Here is a 19182-nt window from a genome sequence, read left to right as displayed (position 1 = left end):
TATCCACAGAGGGCCTCACCATGACCGAGCAAGCGCCTGACCGCCGCCATTTTCGCCGGATCGCTTTTGACGCCAAGACCGAACTTCGGCAAAACGGATGGGAATTGCAGGTTAAATTGGTAGATCTCTCGTTAAAGGGCCTGTTGATAGAGCGCCCCGAAGGCTGGAAGGGAAATAAAGCCCTGCCGTTCGACGTAGACATACGCCTGGATCCTAAAGCACATATAAAGATGCAAGTGAAGCTGAGCCACGAGGATCAGGGGCAGCTGGGCTTCGTGTGCCAATACATCGATCTGGATTCGATCAGCCATTTGCGGCGGCTGGTTGAGTTGAATCTGGGGGATGAGGAAGAGCTGAACAGAGAGCTGGCGGCATTGCTGGAAATCTAGAAGCCAACACAATTCAAATGTGGGAGGGGGCTTGCTCCCGATTGCGGTGGGTCAGTCAGCCCATCTGTTACTGATCCACCGCAATCGGGAGCAAGCCCCCTCCCACATTGTTTTTGCGGTGTCGCTGGCTACTCGAACAGTGCATCCAACGCCTGCTCCAGGCGAGTCACCCCAATCACCTGCAAGCCCTGGGGCATCTCCTTCGGCGCATTGCCCTTGGGCACAATTGCACGCTTGAAGCCATGCTTGGCTGCCTCCTTCAATCGCTCCTGCCCGCTGGGCACCGGGCGCACTTCACCCGACAAGCCCACTTCACCGAACACCAGCAGGTCGTGAGGTAGTGGCCGATTGCGCAGGCTGGACATCACCGCCGCCATCAGCGCCAAGTCGGAAGCAGTCTCCAACACCTTGACACCACCGACCACGTTGAGGAACACGTCCTGGTCGTGGGTCGGGATACCGCCGTGGCGGTGCAATACCGCCAGCAACATTGCCAGGCGGTTCTGGTCCAGGCCGAGCGTGACCCGTCGCGGGTTGGCCAGGTGACTGTCATCCACCAGCGCCTGGACCTCCACCAGCATCGGCCGGGTGCCCTCCCATGTTGCCATCACCACACTGCCGGGGACTTCCTCTTGGGCGCGGGTCAGAAAAATCGCAGAGGGATTGGAGACCTCCTTAAGCCCGCGGTCGGTCATGGCGAACACACCCAGCTCGTTCACCGCGCCAAAACGGTTCTTCACCGCCCGCAGCAAGCGTAGGCGACCGTCGGATTCACCTTCGAAATACAGCACGGTGTCGACCATGTGCTCCAGCACCCGTGGCCCGGCCAGCGCGCCTTCCTTGGTTACGTGACCGACCAGGAAAATCGCCGTGCCACTCTGCTTGGCATAACGCACCAACAACGCCGCACTTTCCCGCACCTGGGACACGCCGCCCGGTGCCGATTGCAGTTGCTCAGTAAAAATCGTCTGGATCGAGTCGATCACCATCACCTTGGGCTTTTCGATCCGCGCCGTGGCAATGATGCTTTCGATGCAGGTTTCGGTCATGACCCGCAACTGGTCCTGGGGCAGGCCCAGGCGCCTGGCGCGCATGGCCACTTGCTGCTGGGACTCTTCGCCGGTGACATACAGCGCCGGCATGCGGCTGGCGATGCTGCACAAGGTCTGCAAGAGAATGGTCGACTTGCCGATGCCCGGGTCACCGCCGATCAGCACCACCGAACCGTCCACCAGGCCACCACCGAGTACGCGATCCAACTCACCGGAGGCTGTGGAGAAACGCGGGATCTCTTCGACACTGACTTCTGCCAGGGTCTTGATCTGCGCCTGTTGCCCGGTCCAGCCGGCGCGGCCGGTAGGCGCTGCAGCCCCGCCGCTCTCGATCATGGTTTCAGTCAGGGTGTTCCACGCACCGCACTCGGAGCACTGGCCCGCCCATTTGGGAAAGGTCGCGCCGCACTCTGTGCAGCCGTACATGCGCTTGGCCTTTGCCATATGAGAACCTCCAACCGAAAAAACCGCGATGATAGCTCAGCGCGACGCCGGGGTCCGGATTTCACCGTTGGCCAAACGTGAAGCGCTGTTGCCGATGGGGTCTTCGGCGTTCAAGTCGGCGCCTTTGGCTTGCAGCTCGCCCAGCAGTTCAAGGCGCTTGAATAGCCCGGCGTACATGGCGGCAGTCTGCCCTGCGCCGTTGCGTTGATCGGGGTTGCAGTCGGTTGCCAGCAGACGCTGGGCAATTTTCAGCTCGCCTTTGAAGATGGCGCCCATCAACGCCGTGTTGCCGCGTTTGTCTTGCACGCAGGCGTCGGCACCCGCGTCGAGCAAACGTTCTACATACGGGCCTTGGCCGTGATAAGCGGCGAGGATCAGCGCGGTGTAGCCTTTATCGTCCTGGGTGTTGAGGCCATAGCCGGACTCGATGAAAGTATTGAGCATGTCGAGGTCGCCACGGCGGGCAGCATCGAAATAGTAATCCTGTAACTGCGCCTTGAGCGCCACCGGGTCGGGGGATTCGGCATGGGCGATAAAGGCCAGCATGGCCATCAGCAAACCGATAGAGATACGCATAGGGTTTTCTCCTGCAAAGGTCAGCGCCCCATCAGGGCGCCGACCACAACCAACGGATCAGTCGGTCAGTTTTTCAGCCAGCGCCTTCACGCGCGCCAGGTCACCCTTGGCGACCTTGGTCACGCCGGTGCCGTATTCCGAATCAGCTTTGTAGAGGAACGACAGGATGATGTGCTTGCTCTCGTCATCGGTGGTGGCCAACGAGCCGCCGAAGTTGTCGATCAAGTCCTGACGCTCCTTCTTGGAGTAGGAACGGTACAGGTCACCGGCCTGCTTGAAGTTCTGCTCACGCTGGATCTTCGCCTGCTGGGTATTGCCCGTCAGCGCCGACTCGCTGTAGCGCGCAGTTTGCGGCTCTTCCCGTGGCATCAGACGACTTGGCTGGTAGTTCACGCCGGTGGTGGTCTTGCCGAAGTTCATCGCGCCGTCCTGGTTGCCATTGTTCACGGTCACCCGTGGGGCGTTGATCGGCAATTGCAGGGCGTTGGCGCCCAGGCGGTACATCTGCGTATCGGCATAGGAGAATACCCGGCCTTGCAGCAGGCGATCTTCCGACGGCTCGATGCCCGGTACCAGGTTGGCCGGGGCCATGGCGACTTGCTCGGTTTCCTGGAAGACGTTGGCCGGGTTGCGGTTCAGCACCATTTGCCCGACTTTACGCTGCGGTACATCCGGCCAGATCTTAGTGGCGTCCAGTGGGTCGAAATCAAATTTGGCCAAGTCCTCGGGCTTGAGGACTTGTACATATAAGTCCCACTTCGGGAAATCGCCCTTGTTGATATGAGTGACCAAGTCATTGGTCATATGGCTGTAGTCACGGCCCTGCACTTCGGTGACTTGCTTGGGATCAAGGTTCTTGATGCCTTGCAGGCTCTTCCAGTGGAACTTGACGTAGTGCACTTCGCCCTTGGCGTTAATCAACTTGTAGGCATGTACGCCGTTACCGTCCATTTCACGGTAACTGGCTGGCGTGCCCGAGTCCGAATACAACTCGGTCAGTGTACGAGTGGACTCTGGAACATGGGAGAAGAAGTCGAAACGACGCGAGTCATCATCCAGGTTAGTGCGTGGGTCCGGCTTGAAAGCGTGGACCATGTCCGGGAACTTGATGGCGTCACGGATAAAGAAGGTCGGGAAGTTATTGCCGACCAAGTCCCAGTTACCTTCGGCGGTATAGAACTTGGTGGCGAAGCCTCGTGGGTCGCGTAGGGTTTCCGGGGAATGGTTACCGTGGACCACCGCCGAAAAACGCACGAACACGGGGGTGGTTTCACCAGCAGCGAACACCTTGGCCTTGGTCAGGTCACTGAGGTTGTCAGTGACGGTAAACGTGCCATGGGCGCCAGTGCCGCGAGCATGAACCACGCGCTCGGGGATGCGCTCGCGGTCGAACCGTTGCAGTTTCTGGATCAGTTGCACGTCCTGCAACAACACTGGGCCGTTGGCCCCGGCGGTTTGCGAATTCTGGTTGTCACCGATGGCGGCACCGTTATCGCGGGTCAGGTTAGCGGCTTGTACTGAGAGGGAAAGCAGGCTGGCGGTCACCAGTGCCAGCGCGTGGCGCGCGGACACGGGCCTGCGGCTGAGTGAAATATTCATCGAGGTTTCCTCTGGTTTTTTCAGTGCACATTCGTTGTGCCTGCCAGAGGCTAGTGACCCGCGAGTCAGAATATAAATAGAAAAACACCACAGGCCCGATTAAGAAAATAATCTGGTAACTCGCTGAAATAGCGCCTATTTCGCGCGCGACTGATGGCACTTTGCAAACTATTTGCGATTTAATGTGTCGATAAAATCGACAGTGTTAACAGTTGTGTCGAGCAAGCCTTGGACGACTGAATTACACTGACCTCCACCCTTTTCAACTGTAACAAGGAATAACCTATGGGCGTGATCAGTGAATTCAAGGCCTTCGCGGTCAAAGGTAATGTGGTCGACATGGCCGTCGGTATCATCATCGGCGCCGCCTTCGGCAAAATTGTTTCCTCGTTTGTAGGCGACGTGATCATGCCGCCTATTGGTCTGCTGATCGGGGGGGTGGACTTTGGCGACCTGGCAGTAACGCTCAAGGCCGCGCAAGGCGATGTACCGGCCGTGGTCCTGGCCTATGGCAAGTTCATCCAGAGCATCATCGACTTTGTGATCGTGGCGTTTGCGATCTTCATGGGTGTAAAGGCCATCAACCGCCTGAAGCGAGAAGAGGCCGTGGCCCCGAGCTTGCCACCGACGCCGAGCAAGGAAGAAGTTCTGTTGGGTGAGATCCGCGATCTGCTCAAGGCACAGAATGACAAGCCACTGTAACCAGCGGCTGCACAAAGAAGGCGCCTCGTAGGGCGCCTTTTTTCTACCAGTAGTTTTCTACTGCAACCTGGCCGGGTCGTCGACTCAGGCTCAATTGCATGTCCCGCTGCTTGAGCAACTGGCGGGTGTCATCGACCATCTGCGGGTTGCCGCAAATCAGTACGCGCGAGTGCTCCGCCGTCAGCTCGACGCCAGCCGCGCGCTCCAACTCACCGTTTTCTATCAAGGCCGTGATGCGCCCGTTCAACGCACCCGGGTGCTGTTCACGGGTGACGATGGGGATGTAGATGAACTTGTGGGCGTATTGCGCAAGATACTCACGTGTCCCCAGCTCCTTGATCAGCGACTGGTACGCTAATTCCCTGGCTTCCCGGGCGCTGTACACGAGGATGATGCGCTCGAACTTCTCCCAGGCTTCGAAGTCCTGCAGGATCGACAGGAACGGGGCCACGCCGGTACCGGTGCCCAGCAGCCACAGGTCACGCCCATCCACAAAGCGGCTCAGGGTCAGGAAACCGGTGGCCTGGCGTTCTACCAGCAAGGTATCGCCTACCTGCAGGCGGCTCAGCTCACTGGTGAACTCGCCGCCTGGAACGACAATGGAAAAGAAATCGAGGTACTCGTCGAACGGCGACGACACCACGGAATAAGCACGCCATACCGTACTGCCATCTGCCTTGGTCACGCCCAGGCGCACGAACTGGCCGGCGGTAAAACGAAAGCCGGGGTCGCGCGTGGTGCGCAGGGTGAAGAGGCTGGGGGTCAGCGATTGCACGTCGAGCAAGGTCTGGCGGGTAAATTTCTCAGCACTGGCCGTCATGGGGGGCTCCGTTTTGCACAGGCGCCTAGTGTCCCTCAAAGCAGGCCGCGCAAACACCGTTGATTTGTACTGGCATTGCCAAGGGCGCCCAACCTGGATGCCGGCCGGGCAGAAAAAGGCGCTGAACGGGAGAACGAGGTCACATTAACGCAAACTAACTATTTCGCTATTAATCGACTGCCAACCTACCACCGTCCAGCACATCGCACCTACGCTGCTATCAGTCTGACACTATTTATAACCCCTTAAATCTACTAAAAAACCACCTCCAATTCCGAAATCTTATACAAAAGCCGCTGTACCGTACAAAGCCAAGCGACTGTTGGATCTGACGGTATATAACATCTTTTTCACATGCATTTGCAGGCAGTGTCCTACACTAATTTCCGTTAAACATTGGGATCAGGACGTACCCACGTAACATGACAAACCATGGAGATTCACGATGGAAAACTGGCGCACTACTCGTCTCCCCAAACTGGAAGGGGAAAACGAGATCACTACTGTCTTTGAAATGGTGCTTAACCATACCTATGAACTAGGCTTCCAGTACTGTTCATTCACGATGGGCTGCCAATCACATAGCCCCCAGGCAAAACCCGTCCAGATGAACAACTATCCAAACGAGTGGAGCAAGCTTTATCAGCGCGCGCACTATTTCGACGTAGATCCAATTGTGGCCCACTGCAAGCGCTGCGTATTGCCTATCGTCTGGGAGGAAAAAGCGTTCGAGACCGCCCCCGAATTGTGGTCGATGGCCCAATCCTACGGCGTGCATCTGGCTTGGACACAACCGGTGCATGACTTCCAGGGCGTCTATAGCATGCTGACCTTGGGCCGCAGTACTGGGGAAATCACCCCGCAGGAATTATATGAAAAGGCGGGGCAGGCCTTGTGGCTATGTCATGCGCTACACGCGGTGGTAGCGCAAAAATATGCCGATAACAGCGACGTGCATTCTCCAAGCAAACTGACCCCACGGGAAACAGAAATCCTCAAATGGTCAGCCATGGGCAAGACCGCCTCGGATATCGCCACCATCCTCTGCCTGTCGGAGCGCACGGTGGGTTTTCATATCAGCAGCACGTTCAAGAAACTGGGGGTCAATAACAAGATCGCTGCTGTACTCAGCGCTTCCAAAGCGGGGCTGTTTTAACTGGGCAAGAAACACTGCATGTCATCGGGTTCAAAAAAAAGTAACATTTGTGGTCAATTCTGAGTGTTGACGCAGCCCTTTAAGGTATTGCTTCGCGGTTCACTCAGACGGCCCGCCGATTACCCCAGAGCCTCCCCTGCCATGCCCCTGCTCGACAGCCCCTTCGCCCAGCTCGATCTGATTCGCCAGCCAGAGCAGCATAATGATCCGCTGCAAGCCTTCGATGCCGCCGACGAGTACCTGCTCAGCTACCTTGCCGAACAGCAACCCCATGCTGCCACCCGCGTGCTGATCCTCAATGACAGCTTCGGTGCCCTGGCAGCCAGCCTGCTGGGCCATGTTCAGATCACCTCCAGCGGCGACTCGTTCCTCGCTGCCCAGGGGCTGGAGAAAAATCTCGTGCGCAATGGCAAGGCCTTTGATGCCGTGAGGTTCATACCTGCCAGCCAGGCCGTGAGCGGGCCGTTCGATAGCGTGCTGCTCCGTGTCCCGAAAACCCTGGCGCTGCTGGAGGAACAACTGATCCGCTTGCAGGGGCAGCTGGCGCCTGGCGCACAAGTGATCGCCGCGGCGATGGTCAAGCATCTGCCACGGGCTGCGGGCGAGTTGCTGGAGCGTTATATCGGGCCGATGCATGCCTCATTGGCGGTAAAAAAGGCACGCCTGTTGATCGCCACCGTTGCAGATCGCGCGGTTGCCGTCTCGCCCTACCCGACCCGCTACACCCTGGACACACCAGCCATCGAGTTGCTGAACCACGCCAATGTGTTTTGCCGCGAGGCCCTGGACATCGGTACCCGCGCCTTCCTGCCCCACCTGCCGAAAGACCTCGGCAGTGCCCGCGTGGCGGACCTGGGCTGCGGCAACGGCGTGCTGGCGATTGCCAGCGCCCTGCAAAACCCAGACGCCCACTACACCCTGGTAGATGAGTCCTACATGGCCGTGCAGTCTGCCGCTGAAAACTGGCAAGCCGCTTTGGGTGGGCGTGAGGTCATAGTACGCGCCGATGACGGCCTAGCCGGCCAGGAGGCGCAATCGCTGGACGTGGTGCTGTGCAACCCACCGTTCCACCAGCAACAGGTTGTCGGTGACTTCCTCGCCTGGCGCATGTTCCAGCAGGCACGTGAAGCCCTGGTCGTCGGCGGCGCCCTGTATATCGTCGGTAACCGTCACCTGGGCTATCACAGCAAGCTGGCGCGGTTGTTCCGCGGTGTCGAGCAAGTGGCGGCCACGCCGAAGTTCGTGATTCTCAAGGCACGCAAATAAAAAAGCCCTGCTTTTTTGTAGGAGCGAGCTTGCTCGCGAAAAACCTGAGAACACCGCGGGGCGTCAGGCACCCCGCGTTATCGTTGACGTTTTTCGCGAGCAAGCTCGCTCCTACATTGGTGTCAGTGCGTGGTCAGGCCGGCGGCATTCATGAACATGCGCATCAGGCTGGCCACAATGAACAGGGCCACCACGCTGGCGGTCCAGATCATCGCCAGCCAACCCAGGCGCCGCCACAAAGGCTGCTTCTCGGCCTGTTCAATCTCGTGCAACGTTGGTTTGCCGGACATGTTTCGTCCCTCCTAGTGATAGCCGTCTTCGTGGGTGACCTTGCCGCGGAACACGTAGTAGCTCCAGAAGGTGTAGCCCAGGATAAACGGGATAATGAACAACGTGCCCACCAGCATGAAGCCCTGGCTTTGCGGCGGCGCGGCGGCATCCCAGATCGACACGGATGGCGGGATGATATTCGGCCACAGGCTGATACCCAGGCCGCTGTAGCCGAGGAAGATCAATACCAGCGTCAACAGGAACGGCGTGTAGTGCGCATGTCGCGCCACGGCGCGGAACAGACCGTACATGGTCACCAGCACCAGGATCGGCACTGGCAGGAACCAGAACAGGTTCGGCAGGGTAAACCAGCGCGAGGCGATTTCCGGGTGGGTCAGCGGCGTCCAGAGGCTGACGATACCGATCACCGCCAACACCACGAACGCCAATGGCCGCGCCAGGTTATGCATCTGCTCCTGCAACTTGCCTTCGGTCTTCATGATCAGCCAGGTGCAGCCGAGCAAGGCATAGGCCACGATCAACGCCACGCCACAGAACATCGTGAACGGTGTGAGCCAGTCCAGTGAGCCACCGGCAAACTGGCGGTCGACCACCGGGATGCCGTCGATAAAGGCGCCCAGCGCCACACCCTGGAAGAAGGTCGCCGCCAGCGAGCCGCCGATAAACGCCTTGTCCCACAGGTGGCGCTTGTGGTCCTTGGCCTTGAAGCGAAACTCAAAGGCCACGCCACGGAAGATCAGCCCGATCAGCATCAGGATCAGCGGCAGGTACAAGGCCGACAACACCACCGAATACGCCAGCGGGAACGCGCCGAACAACGCCGCGCCGCCGAGCACCAGCCAGGTTTCGTTACCGTCCCAGACAGGCGCCACGGTGTTCATCATCACGTCACGGTCAACCTTGCCGGGGATAAACGGAAAGAGAATGCCGATGCCCAGGTCGAAGCCGTCCATGACCACGTACATCATGATGCCGAAGATGATGATCACGGCCCAGATCAGCGGAAGATCAATACCCATCTCAATTCCCCTTGTGCTGGATGTGGTCGTGGTCGTTATCGCTGCCATCATCGGCGGCAGACAACGGCCGTGCCGGGGTGCGTTTCTGGCCAGGGCCACCGTGGGTGGGTTCGCTGCCTTCATAAGTCTGAGGCCCTTTGCGCACCAGGCGCATCATGTAGCCCAGGCCGGCACCGAACAGCGCAAAGTACACCACCACGAACAACACCAGAGTGATGGTCATCTGCGCAAGGCTATGCCCGGATGAGGCATCCGCCGTGCGCATCAGCCCGTAGACCACCCAAGGCTGGCGTCCGATTTCGGTGGTGAACCAACCGGCGAGAATTGCGATCAGGCCGGAGGGGCCCATCCACAACGCCAGGTACAGGAACGGCTTGGACGTATACATCTTGTCGCCCCGGCGCAGCCAGAGGCTGAACAAACCGGTGAAGATCATCAAAAAGCCCAGGCCGACCATGACCCGGAATGACCAGAACACGACGGTCGAGTTCGGACGGTCCTCAGGCGGGAACTCCTTGAGGGCCGGCACCTGTTTGTCCAGGGAGTGGGTCAGGATCAGGCTGCCGAGGTAGGGAATTTCGACCGCGTATTTGGTTTTCTCGGCTTTCATGTCCGGCCAGCCGAACAGAATCAGTGGCGTCGGCTCGTTGCCGATGTTTTCCCAGTGGCCTTCAATCGCGGCGATTTTTGCCGGTTGATGCTTGAGGGTATTGAGACCATGGAAGTCGCCAATCACCGCCTGGATCGGCGCAACGATCAAGGCCATCCACATGGCCATCGACAGCATTTTGCGGATCGCCGGGTTGTCCTTGCCGCGCAGCAGATGCCAGGCCGCCGAGGAGCCGACGAAGAACGCGGTGGCCACGAAGGCTGCCGTGGCCATGTGCATCAGGCGATAGGGGAATGAAGGGTTGAAGATCACCGCCAGCCAATCGGTGGGAATCACGCGGCCATCGATGATTTCAAAGCCCTGGGGCGTCTGCATCCAGCTGTTGGATGCCAGAATCCAGAACGTGGAAATCAACGTACCGACCGCCACCATTACCGTGGAGAAAAAGTGCAGCTTGCGCCCCACCTTGTTCCAGCCGAACAGCATCACACCGAGGAAACCGGCCTCAAGGAAGAAGGCCGTCAACACTTCATATGTCAGCAACGGCCCGGTAATGCTGCCGGCGAAGTCCGAGAAACGGCTCCAGTTGGTGCCGAACTGATAGGCCATGACCAGGCCCGAGACCACCCCCATGCCGAAGTTGACCGCAAAGATCTTCGACCAGAAATGGTAGAGGTCACGGTAGGTATCGTTGTGGGTCTTGAGCCACAAGCCTTCCAGCACCGCAAGGTAACTGGCCAGGCCGATGGTGATCGCCGGGAACAGGATGTGGAATGAGATGGTGAACGCGAATTGAATTCGGGCGAGATCTAGCGCCTCCAAACCGAACATAAGTCTTCCTCTGTCAGGTAATACCGGCTGCTGGCTGGGAGCCTGCAACCACTGCCCCCACGGATATGGAGTGCGGCGAATTTCAATTCGTTTCTTTTTTTACCCATCTCGCGGGGAATCTGGTCTTGCGACCGCCAGAACAATCCCGGGGCAGGTTTTGATCTGGATCAAGCATTGCTCAAAAGAGTAGTCTCATTTTCGCGATCAGACTGTGTGGTCTTTTGCCGCGTGACAGCTTGCCTCAGTCCTGTTCTCGCAACTATTTGTTACAGCTTGGTGCTAATCTCGCCATTCCCACAACCCTGACCTGAGTTCCCGATGCCCAGTGAACCCGCGTTATTGTTACGTCACCACCGTCCTTTCATCGCGTTCTGGCTGGCGCGCATCTTTACTGCCAGCGGCTTCCAGATGCTCACCGTGGCGATCGGCTGGAACCTCTACCAACTGACCGGCAATGTGCTGGACCTGGGCTTGGTGGGTCTGGTGGAATTCGTACCGCGTGTGCTGTTCATGCTGCACACCGGGCATGTGGCTGATCGCTATGAGCGACGCAAAGTCGCCGCCATCTGCCAGACCCTGCAGGCGCTGATTGCCCTGTCCCTGGCCATCGGCGGCCTGACCGGCAACGTGACCCGCGAGATGATCTTTATCCTCGCGTTCCTGCTCGGCGCGGCGCGTTCGTTTGAAATGCCCACCACCCAGGCTCTGCTGCCAAGTATTGTGCCGAGCGCCCTGTTCCCGCGGGCCGTGGCCTCCTCGCAATCGGCCCAGCAATTGGCGACCATCGTCGCCCCGGCCCTTGGCGGTTTGCTCTATGCGTTTGGCAGTGTGTGGGTGTACGGCCCGACCGTGGTGCTGTACCTGATCGCCTGCGTGCTGACCCTGAACCTGCCCGCCCGCCAGAACCCGCTGAACAAAGGCAAGGCCACCCTGGATTCGCTGCTGGCCGGCATTCGCTTTATCCGCAGCCGCCCGGACATCCTCGGCGCTATCTCCCTGGACTTGTTCGCCGTGCTGCTGGGTGGCGCCACCGCGCTGCTGCCGGTGTTCGCCAAGGACATCCTGCTGACCGGCGCCTGGGGCCTGGGCCTGCTGCGTTCGGCGCCAGCGGTGGGAGCGTTATTAATGTCATTGTGGTTGGCGCGGTTCTCGGTGGACCGCCAGGTCGGCCGCGTGATGTTTACCGCCGTCGGCGTATTTGGCGTGGCGACCATCGCCTTCGGCCTGTCGACCTCGTTCTGGTTCTCCCTGGCAGTGCTGGTGGTGCTGGGCGCGGCGGATATGATCAGCATGGTGATCCGTGCGTCGTTCGTGCAGTTGGAGACGCCGGACGAGATGCGAGGGCGGGTCAGTGCGGTCAATGGCTTGTTTATCGGCGCATCGAATCAGTTGGGCGAGTTCGAGTCCGGGATTACTGCTCATTGGTTCGGTACCGTGCCGGCGGTGGTCATGGGTGGGATCGGCACGCTGGTGGTGACTGGGGTGTGGATCAAGCTGTTTCCGACATTGGCTAATCGGGACCGTATGCATGTGCCGGTGGAAGAACCCATTCAAAAAACTACCGTATAACTAATGTGGGAGGGGGCAAGCCCCCTCCCACATGGGTGATGAGGTGTTTTTTTAAAGCACCTTGTCCAGGGTGATCGGAAACTCCCGCACCCGCTTGCCGGTGGCGTGGTAAATCGCATTCGCCACCGCCGCCGCCACCCCGACGATCCCGATCTCTCCCACTCCCTTGGACCCCAGGGCATTGACGACCTCGTCGTGCTCTTCGACAAACACCACGTCAATCTCGCCGATATCGGCATTCACCGGGACGTGGTACTCGGCCAGGCTGTGGTTCATGTAGCGCCCCAACTGATGGTCGACCTGGGTCTCCTCATGCAGGGCCATGCCGATGCCCCACACCACACCGCCAAGGATCTGGCTGCGGGCCATCTTCGGGTTGACCACGCGCCCGGCGGCAATCGCGCTGACTACACGGCTGACCTTGATGGTGCCCAGGTCCTCATCCACCCGCACCTCGACGAACACCGCCGAATGGGTGGCGGTGGCGTAACCTTCGCGCTTCTTGTCTGGCTCACTGTCGACCTGCACCTCCAGGATGTCCTCACCGCTGTCCTTGACGAGCTGGGCCAACGCCACACTTACGTCACCGGCATGCAGCTTGCCGTCCTCGAACCTTACCGATTCGGCATCCTTGAACAGGGGATAAGTCTGCCCGGCGATTTTCAGCAATTTGGCGTTCAGCGCTTCGCACGCTTGCTGCACGGCGGTGCCAACGGAGGACACGGTAAACGAACCGCCCTGCAACGGCGCCGTGGGCAATGACGAATCACCCAGCAGAAAGCTGATATCGGCCATCGCCACGCCACTGGCCTGAGAGGCAATCTGGGTCATCACCGTGTAGGTGCCCGTGCCAATGTCGGTAGTGGCACTGCTGACGGTGAGTTTGCCGTCGCTATCGATGCGAGCCTTGGCGCTGGCCTTCATCTGCATGGCTTCCCACACCCCACCAGCCATGCCCCAGCCGATCAACTGGCGGCCGTCGCGCATGCTACGCGGTTCCGGGTTGCGCTGGCTCCAGCCGAAGCGTTCGGCGCCTTCGCTGTAGCATTCGCGCAGGGCTTTGCTCGACCAGGGTTTGTCTTCGTTCTGGTTGCGCTCGGCGTAGTTGATCAGGCGCAGTTGCACCGGATCGATAGCCAGGGCGCAGGCCAGTTCATCCATGGCACATTCCAGGCCGATCACGCCCAAGGCGGCGCCGGGTGCGCGCATGTCCAAGGGCGTGAACACATCCAGCGGTGCCAACTTGTAGGTCAGTTGCACGTTGTCGCAGTGATAGAGCATGCCGCTCCACTCCACTACGTGCTCGCTGAAATCCTCGAAGCGCGACGTCTGGCCAATTGCGGTATGGCCTAGAGCCAGCAGTCGGCCGTTGGCAGCGGCACCCATTTGCAAACGCTGCAAAGTGCGCGGGCGATAACCGAAAGTGAACATCTGCTGGCGAGTCAGGGTGACGCGCACCGACCGCTTGAGCGCCAGAGAGGCCATGACGGCCAGTGGCAATTGATACTGCGGGCGCAGGCCCGAACCGAAGGCGCCACCGACAAAGGCAGCAAAGATGCGCACCTGGCTTTTATCCAGGCCGAACACTTTTTGCACGTAGGCTTGGCAGTTCTGCGGGCCCTGGGTTTTGTCGTGGATATGCAACGTACCGTCCGGCTGATACAGCACGGTGCTGGCATGGGGTTCCATCGGGTTGTGGTGTTCGATGGGGGTGCTGTAATGCAGATCGAGGCTGATCGCCGCACCGGCCCACTCAGCCTGAAAGTTGCCGCGTGGTTTGGGCGGTGTCTGCGGCGAAGGGTGAGCTCGTTCCTGCTGGGTGAGCAGGTCCGTTTCGAAATCTTCAGGTGCGTATTCGATGTGCACCAGTGAACCGGCGTACCGGGCCAGTTCCAGGTTATCGGCGATCACCAGGGCCAAGGGTTGGCCGCTGTAAAGCACGCGGTCGTTATACAGCGGGCGAAAGGGTGAGCCGTCGGCGGCATCATCATCCTGGAAGGCGTCGTCGTAGCTGGCGATTCTGGGGCGATTGAGATGATGGATGACCTCGACCACGCCGGGCAAAGCCAGGGCCATGGAGGTATCGATCTTGATAACGCGGCCTTTGGCGATGGTGCTGGAGACTACGCTGCCATGCAGCAGGCCACCCTCAGGGAACTCACCGGCATAACGCGCCTGGCCTGTGACCTTGAGCAGACCGTCGACACGGTCCAAGGGTTTGCCGATGGCACTCATGGCTGTTCTCCTGCGACAGCGGCGTCGCTCAGGGCACGGATGATTGCGCGTCGTGCCAGTTTGATCTTGAAGCCGTTGTGTTCCAGCGGCTCGGCGTCTTGCAATAGAGCGTCGGCGGCATTGCTGAAGGTTTCGCGGCTGACGGTCTGACCGATCAATGCCGCTTCCACTGCGCGGTCGCGCCAGGGTTTGTGCGCCACGCCGCCAAGGGCCAGGCGCGCATCAATGATGGTGTCGCCGTCCAGTTCCAGCGCCGCAGCCACCGACACCAAAGCAAAGGCATACGACGCCCGGTCGCGGATTTTCAAGTAGTGGCTATGCCGGGCCAGATGGTCGGCAGGCAGTTCGATAGCGGTGATCAGCTCATCGTCGGCCAACTGGTTATCGCGCTGCGGCGCATCGCCGGGCAGGCGGTGGAAGTCGGCAAACTCGATGACTCGCGCCCCGCCGCGGCCCTCGACATGTACCCGCGCTTCCAGCGCCGCCAGGGCCACGCACATGTCCGAAGGATGGGTGGCCACGCACTGCTCGCTGGCGCCGAGGATCGCATGGATGCGATTCAAACCGCTGCGCGCCGGGCAACCGCTGCCGGGCTCGCGCTTATTGCACGGCACCGTCGCGTCATAGAAGTAGTAGCACCGGGTGCGCTGCAACAGGTTGCCGCCGGTACTGGCCATATTGCGCAGTTGCGGCGAAGCCCCGGCCAGGATCGCCTGGGACAGCAACGGGTAGCGCTGTTCGATCAGCGGGTGCCAGGCCAGGTCGGCATTGCTCACCAACGCGCCGATACGCACACCGCCGTCGGCAGTTTCTTCAATCGCATGAAGTGGCAGGCCAGTGATATCGATCAGGTGCTCGGGGCGGCTGATGTTTTCTTTCATCAAGTCCAACAGGTTGGTGCCGCCGGCAATGAAGCGCGATACCGCACTGCTCAACTGCACGGCTTCGTGCACATCGGCAGGTTTGCTGTACTGGAAAGGGTTCATTGCTCACCTCCCGTGGTGCGGCACGCTGGCAGCGCCTCTTCGATGGCATCACGGATATTGGTGTAGGCGCCGCAACGGCACAGGTTGCCGCTCATCAGTTCCTGGATCTGGGCACTGTCGTGGGCGCGGCCTTCATTGGCCAGGCCCACGGCGGAACAGATCTGGCCGGGGGTGCAATAGCCGCACTGGAAGGCATCGTGCTTGATAAAAGCTTGCTGCATGGGGTGCAGTTGGTCGCCTTCGGCCAAGCCTTCGATGGTGGTCAGCTCGGCGCCATCGCACATCACGGCGAGGGTCAGGCAGGCGTTCACGCGCCTGCCATCACGCAATACCGTGCAGGCGCCACATTGGCCGTGGTCGCAGCCTTTTTTGCTGCCGACCAGATCCAATTGTTCGCGCAACAGGTCCAGCAAGGTGGTCCAGGGCAACACGTCCAATTGGCGATCCTGGCCATTGAGGGTCAATCGAATCGAGTGGGCGACGAACGGTTGGGCCGCCGCGCCATTAGGGGTCGCGCTCATAAAACACCTCACGGGTTGGTGTACATCCGCGGCGTTCAGGAAAGTCGCCGTCTTAGGGGTACGACTTCCCGGGGTTTTGAGCGTTCAAGATGATTGATCAGCGGATATTGAGCTGGGCTTTCAAGGTGTTTTGCGGCGGGTTGATCGAGGTGTTGGTGAACTCGAACCAGCCCTGGGCCTGGACATTCAGGTCGAATACATAGATGTAGCCCATCAACGTGCCTACGCCGTTGCACGCCTCACTGATGTTGCCGACCTGGCATACCGCCGTGCGTTGCCCGTTCAACTCTGCGCCGTTGAAGCGCCCCATTGGGCTGTCGCCCAGGCCGACTTCCATCACCGAGACCTTGGTGGGCCCGCGGTGCTCGCACATCTGGGTGGTGTTGACCCGTTCCGGGATCGCTTCGCTGCAGTTGGTCGATTCCACCTTGAACACCCGCACCTCGCTCAAGGCCGGTGCAGCCGCGCCCCACACCGGTGCTGCACCCAGCCACAGGCTGATACTGGCGATCAGAGCTAGACTCCACGCGTTGGCTTTTTTCATGCTGGCAATGACCCGGTATTGAACGTCGGCGCAGTATGCCTCAAGGCCATGCGCCACACAGCCTCGGCTGCTGGTATGATGCGCCGCTTTTTCCGATCCTCTCTGAAACCACAGGCGCTTGGCGCAGTTTGTGCTTTGACTTAGAGGTCAACAAATAACGACGCAAGATAGCGTCACAGGGAGCCGGCATGCTGGAAAAGCTGTTTCAACTCAAAGCACACAACACCAATGTGCGCACCGAGATTCTCGCGGGTATTACCACGTTCCTGGCCATGGCCTACATCCTGTTCGTGAACCCGAGCATCCTCGGCGAGACCGGCATGGACAAGGGCGCGGTGTTTGTCGCCACCTGCCTGGCCGCCGCCATCGGCTCCACCGTGATGGGCCTGATCGCCAACTACCCGATTGCCCTCGCACCGGGCATGGGCCTCAACGCCTTCTTTACCTACACCGTGGTCCTGCACATGGGCCATACCTGGCAGGTGGCGTTGGGTGCGGTATTCATTTCGGCGGTGCTGTTCTTCCTGCTGTCGATCTTCCGTATCCGCGAGTGGATCATCAACAGCATCCCCCTGCCCCTGCGTTCGGCAATTGCCGCCGGTATCGGCCTGTTCCTGGCGCTGATCGCCCTGCACAACGCCGGTATCGTAGTCGCCAACCCGGCCACCCTGGTGGGCCTGGGCGACCTGAAGCAACCCGCGCCGATCCTCGCCACCCTCGGTTTCGTGCTGATCGTCGCGCTGGAAGCCCTGGCGGTACGTGGCGCCGTGTTGATCGGCATCCTGGCGGTGACGATTGTCTCGATCCTGTTGGGCGTCACCCCGTTCGGCGGCGTGACTTCGATGCCACCGTCCCTGGCCCCGACCTTCCTGCAGCTGGATATCAAGGGCGCCCTGGATATCGGCCTCGTCAGCGTGATCTTCGCCTTCCTGTTCGTCGACCTGTTCGATAACTCCGGCACCCTGATCGGCGTCGCCAAGCGTGCCGGCCTGATGGGCAAGGACGGCCATATGCCGAAAATGGGCCGTGCGCTGATCGCCGACAGCACCGCCGCCATGGCCGGCTCCTTGCTGGGCACCTCGACCACCACCAGCTACATCGAATCCGCTGCGGGCGTGAGTGCTGGTGGTCGCACCGGCTTGACCGCCATCGTGGTTGCGATCCTGTTCCTGCTGGCGCTGTTCTTCTCACCTCTGGCGGCCAGCGTACCGGCCTTCGCCACCGCGCCAGCGCTGCTGTTCGTTGCAGTATTGATGACCTCTGGCCTGGCCGAAATCGACTGGGATGACATTACTGTTGCAGCGCCGGTGGTGATCACAGCCCTGGCGATGCCCTTCACTTACTCCATCGCCAACGGCATCGCCTTCGGTTTCATCGCCTGGACCGCCATCAAGCTGCTTTCGGGCCGCTACCGTGAGCTGAACCCGGCACTGGTGATCCTGTCGATTCTGTTTGTGATCAAGCTGGGCTGGTTCAACGCATGATTTTTGACGCCGCAACCTACACCGTTCAACTGCAAGACAAGGTCACGCGCCTGCGTGACCTGCTGGCACCCTTCGACGCGCCGGAGCCTCAGGTTTTCGACTCGCCCCTGCAGAACTTCCGCCTGCGTGCGGAGTTCCGCCTGTGGCGCGAAGGAGGCGAGCGCCACTACGCGATGTTTTCCCAGGACGACAAGCGCACGCCGATCCTGATCGAAGCATTCCCTATCGCCAGCCAGCGTATCAACCAATTGATGCCGCAACTCAAGGCCGCCTGGCAAGCCAGCGCCGCCCTGAGCCACAAGCTGTTCCAGGTGGAGTTCCTAACCACCCTGGCCGGCGACGCGATGATCACCCTGTGCTACCACCGCCCCCTGGACGAACATTGGCACACCGCCGCGAACAAGCTGGCGCAGGAACTGAACGTGAGCATCATCGGCCGCTCCAAGGGCAAGCGCGATGTGATCGGCCAGGACTACGTGGTGGAGAAACTCGACGTTGGTGGCCGCACCTTCAGCTACCGCCAACCCGAAGGTGCCTTCACCCAGCCCAACGGCACGGTGAACCAGAAGATGCTCAACTGGGCCTATGAAGCCCTGGGCGATCGCCCGGACGATCTGCTGGAGCTGTATTGCGGCAACGGCAACTTCACCCTGCCGCTGGCCACCCGCGTGCGTAACGTGCTGGCCACCGAGATCAGCAAGACCTCGGTGAATGCGGCCTTGAGCAACCTTGATGAAAACAACGTGGATAACGTCACCCTGGTGCGCCTCTCCGCCGAGGAGTTGACCGAAGCCCTGAATGAAGTGCGTCCGTTCCGCCGCCTGCACGGCATCGACCTGAAAAGCTATGAGTTTGGCAGCGTATTCGTCGACCCGCCCCGCGCCGGCATGGACCCGGATACCTGCGAACTGACCCGGCGTTTCGACAACATCCTGTACATATCCTGCAACCCGGAGACGCTCGCGGCGAACATCGCGCAACTGCACGACACGCACCGGATTACCCAGTGTGCGATGTTTGACCAGTTCCCGTGGACACACCATATGGAATCGGGTGTGTTGCTGACCCGCCGATAATTGCTCAAGACA

18 protein-coding genes are annotated in these 19182 nt (G+C 60.0%); 7 read left to right on the top strand and 11 right to left on the bottom strand.

All coding sequences use genetic code 11. From position 1 onward, the window contains the following. The first annotated feature begins 20 nt into the window (after window positions 1–20). Window positions 21–389, top strand: a complete 369-nt coding sequence (locus KVH01_RS23945; RefSeq protein WP_217883151.1) for a PilZ domain-containing protein — start codon at window positions 21–23, stop codon at window positions 387–389. A 128-nt stretch (window positions 390–517) separates the two neighbouring features. Here the strand turns inward: KVH01_RS23945 and radA are convergent, their stop codons facing one another. Genes radA through KVH01_RS23930 form a run of 3 tightly spaced genes read right to left on the bottom strand, consistent with a single transcriptional unit; the run spans window position 518 to window position 4060 of the window. Beyond that, window positions 518–1885, bottom strand: a complete 1368-nt coding sequence (gene radA, locus KVH01_RS23940; RefSeq protein ID WP_046069598.1) for a DNA repair protein RadA — start codon at window positions 1883–1885, stop codon at window positions 518–520. Between the two features lie 36 nt (window positions 1886–1921). Next, complete coding sequence (locus tag KVH01_RS23935) at window positions 1922–2461, bottom strand: ankyrin repeat domain-containing protein (protein WP_217883150.1); 540 nt, start codon at window positions 2459–2461, stop codon at window positions 1922–1924. A gap of 57 nt (window positions 2462–2518) precedes the next feature. After that, window positions 2519–4060, bottom strand: coding sequence for a catalase (locus tag KVH01_RS23930; RefSeq protein WP_217883149.1), 1542 nt, complete (start codon window positions 4058–4060; stop codon window positions 2519–2521). Window positions 4061–4345: 285 nt separating this feature from the next. On the opposite strand from KVH01_RS23930, the gene mscL reads away from it, so the two are divergent. Further along, a complete protein-coding gene (mscL, locus tag KVH01_RS23925; protein WP_043048461.1) occupies window positions 4346–4762 on the top strand; it encodes a large-conductance mechanosensitive channel protein MscL in 417 nt (138 codons plus the stop codon). Window positions 4763–4805: 43 nt separating this feature from the next. Here the strand turns inward: mscL and KVH01_RS23920 are convergent, their stop codons facing one another. After that, window positions 4806–5582: a ferredoxin--NADP reductase gene (locus tag KVH01_RS23920; RefSeq protein WP_124401957.1), complete on the bottom strand. Its 777-nt coding sequence runs from the start codon at window positions 5580–5582 to the stop codon at window positions 4806–4808. A 445-nt stretch (window positions 5583–6027) separates the two neighbouring features. Here KVH01_RS23920 and KVH01_RS23915 point away from each other — a divergent pair, with 445 nt between their 5' ends. Continuing rightward, the gene (locus tag KVH01_RS23915; RefSeq protein WP_217883148.1) at window positions 6028–6738 is read left to right on the top strand and encodes a LuxR family transcriptional regulator; all 711 of its coding nucleotides are present in this window, start codon (window positions 6028–6030) and stop codon (window positions 6736–6738) included. A gap of 141 nt (window positions 6739–6879) precedes the next feature. Next, window positions 6880–8004 carry a methyltransferase gene (locus tag KVH01_RS23910; RefSeq protein ID WP_217883147.1) on the top strand — a complete coding sequence of 375 codons (1125 nt, stop codon included), beginning with the start codon at window positions 6880–6882 and terminating at the stop codon, window positions 8002–8004. A gap of 122 nt (window positions 8005–8126) precedes the next feature. Here the strand turns inward: KVH01_RS23910 and KVH01_RS23905 are convergent, their stop codons facing one another. From KVH01_RS23905 to KVH01_RS23895, 3 genes are read right to left on the bottom strand one after another with little or no spacing between them, the layout of a single operon-like run. Next, window positions 8127–8294 (bottom strand): DUF2474 domain-containing protein, encoded by a 168-nt coding sequence (locus tag KVH01_RS23905; protein ID WP_068965453.1) that lies wholly within the window; start codon window positions 8292–8294, stop codon window positions 8127–8129. A gap of 12 nt (window positions 8295–8306) precedes the next feature. Further along, complete coding sequence (gene cydB, locus KVH01_RS23900) at window positions 8307–9314, bottom strand: cytochrome d ubiquinol oxidase subunit II (RefSeq protein ID WP_217883146.1); 1008 nt, start codon at window positions 9312–9314, stop codon at window positions 8307–8309. A 1-nt stretch (window position 9315) separates the two neighbouring features. Continuing rightward, window positions 9316–10755, bottom strand: coding sequence for a cytochrome ubiquinol oxidase subunit I (locus tag KVH01_RS23895; RefSeq protein ID WP_043048468.1), 1440 nt, complete (start codon window positions 10753–10755; stop codon window positions 9316–9318). Between the two features lie 318 nt (window positions 10756–11073). On the opposite strand from KVH01_RS23895, the gene KVH01_RS23890 reads away from it, so the two are divergent. Then, window positions 11074–12324 (top strand): MFS transporter, encoded by a 1251-nt coding sequence (locus tag KVH01_RS23890; protein WP_217883145.1) that lies wholly within the window; start codon window positions 11074–11076, stop codon window positions 12322–12324. Window positions 12325–12375: 51 nt separating this feature from the next. On the opposite strand, the gene KVH01_RS23885 is transcribed toward KVH01_RS23890, so the two are convergent. The 4 genes from KVH01_RS23885 to KVH01_RS23870 all read right to left on the bottom strand — a co-directional run bounded on the left by KVH01_RS23885 (window position 12376) and on the right by KVH01_RS23870 (window position 16610). Further along, window positions 12376–14559: a xanthine dehydrogenase family protein molybdopterin-binding subunit gene (locus tag KVH01_RS23885; protein WP_217883144.1), complete on the bottom strand. Its 2184-nt coding sequence runs from the start codon at window positions 14557–14559 to the stop codon at window positions 12376–12378. Beyond that, on the bottom strand, window positions 14556–15545 hold the full coding sequence (locus KVH01_RS23880; protein ID WP_217883143.1) for an FAD binding domain-containing protein: 990 nt from the start codon (window positions 15543–15545) through the stop codon (window positions 14556–14558). The genes KVH01_RS23885 and KVH01_RS23880 overlap by 4 nt, the downstream gene beginning before the upstream one ends. Continuing rightward, the gene (locus KVH01_RS23875) at window positions 15542–16066 is read right to left on the bottom strand and encodes a (2Fe-2S)-binding protein (protein ID WP_225924338.1); all 525 of its coding nucleotides are present in this window, start codon (window positions 16064–16066) and stop codon (window positions 15542–15544) included. Before KVH01_RS23875 ends, KVH01_RS23880 begins: the two co-directional genes overlap by 4 nt. A 97-nt stretch (window positions 16067–16163) precedes the next feature. Then, window positions 16164–16610 carry a DUF4879 domain-containing protein gene (locus KVH01_RS23870; RefSeq protein ID WP_217883142.1) on the bottom strand — a complete coding sequence of 149 codons (447 nt, stop codon included), beginning with the start codon at window positions 16608–16610 and terminating at the stop codon, window positions 16164–16166. A 188-nt stretch (window positions 16611–16798) separates the two neighbouring features. Here KVH01_RS23870 and KVH01_RS23865 point away from each other — a divergent pair, with 188 nt between their 5' ends. Both KVH01_RS23865 and trmA read left to right on the top strand, forming a co-directional pair. Then, window positions 16799–18094 carry an NCS2 family permease gene (locus tag KVH01_RS23865; RefSeq protein ID WP_034117796.1) on the top strand — a complete coding sequence of 432 codons (1296 nt, stop codon included), beginning with the start codon at window positions 16799–16801 and terminating at the stop codon, window positions 18092–18094. After that, the gene (trmA, locus tag KVH01_RS23860; RefSeq protein WP_217883141.1) at window positions 18091–19170 is read left to right on the top strand and encodes a tRNA (uridine(54)-C5)-methyltransferase TrmA; all 1080 of its coding nucleotides are present in this window, start codon (window positions 18091–18093) and stop codon (window positions 19168–19170) included. Before KVH01_RS23865 ends, trmA begins: the two co-directional genes overlap by 4 nt. Window positions 19171–19182 lie beyond the last annotated feature (12 nt).

It is taken from the genome of Pseudomonas khavaziana, assembly GCF_019145205.1.
In the GTDB taxonomy this organism is placed as follows: domain Bacteria; phylum Pseudomonadota; class Gammaproteobacteria; order Pseudomonadales; family Pseudomonadaceae; genus Aquipseudomonas; species Aquipseudomonas khavaziana.
Note: the sequence above shows the minus strand (reverse complement) of the source record. Positions and strands in the feature narration are given on the sequence as shown.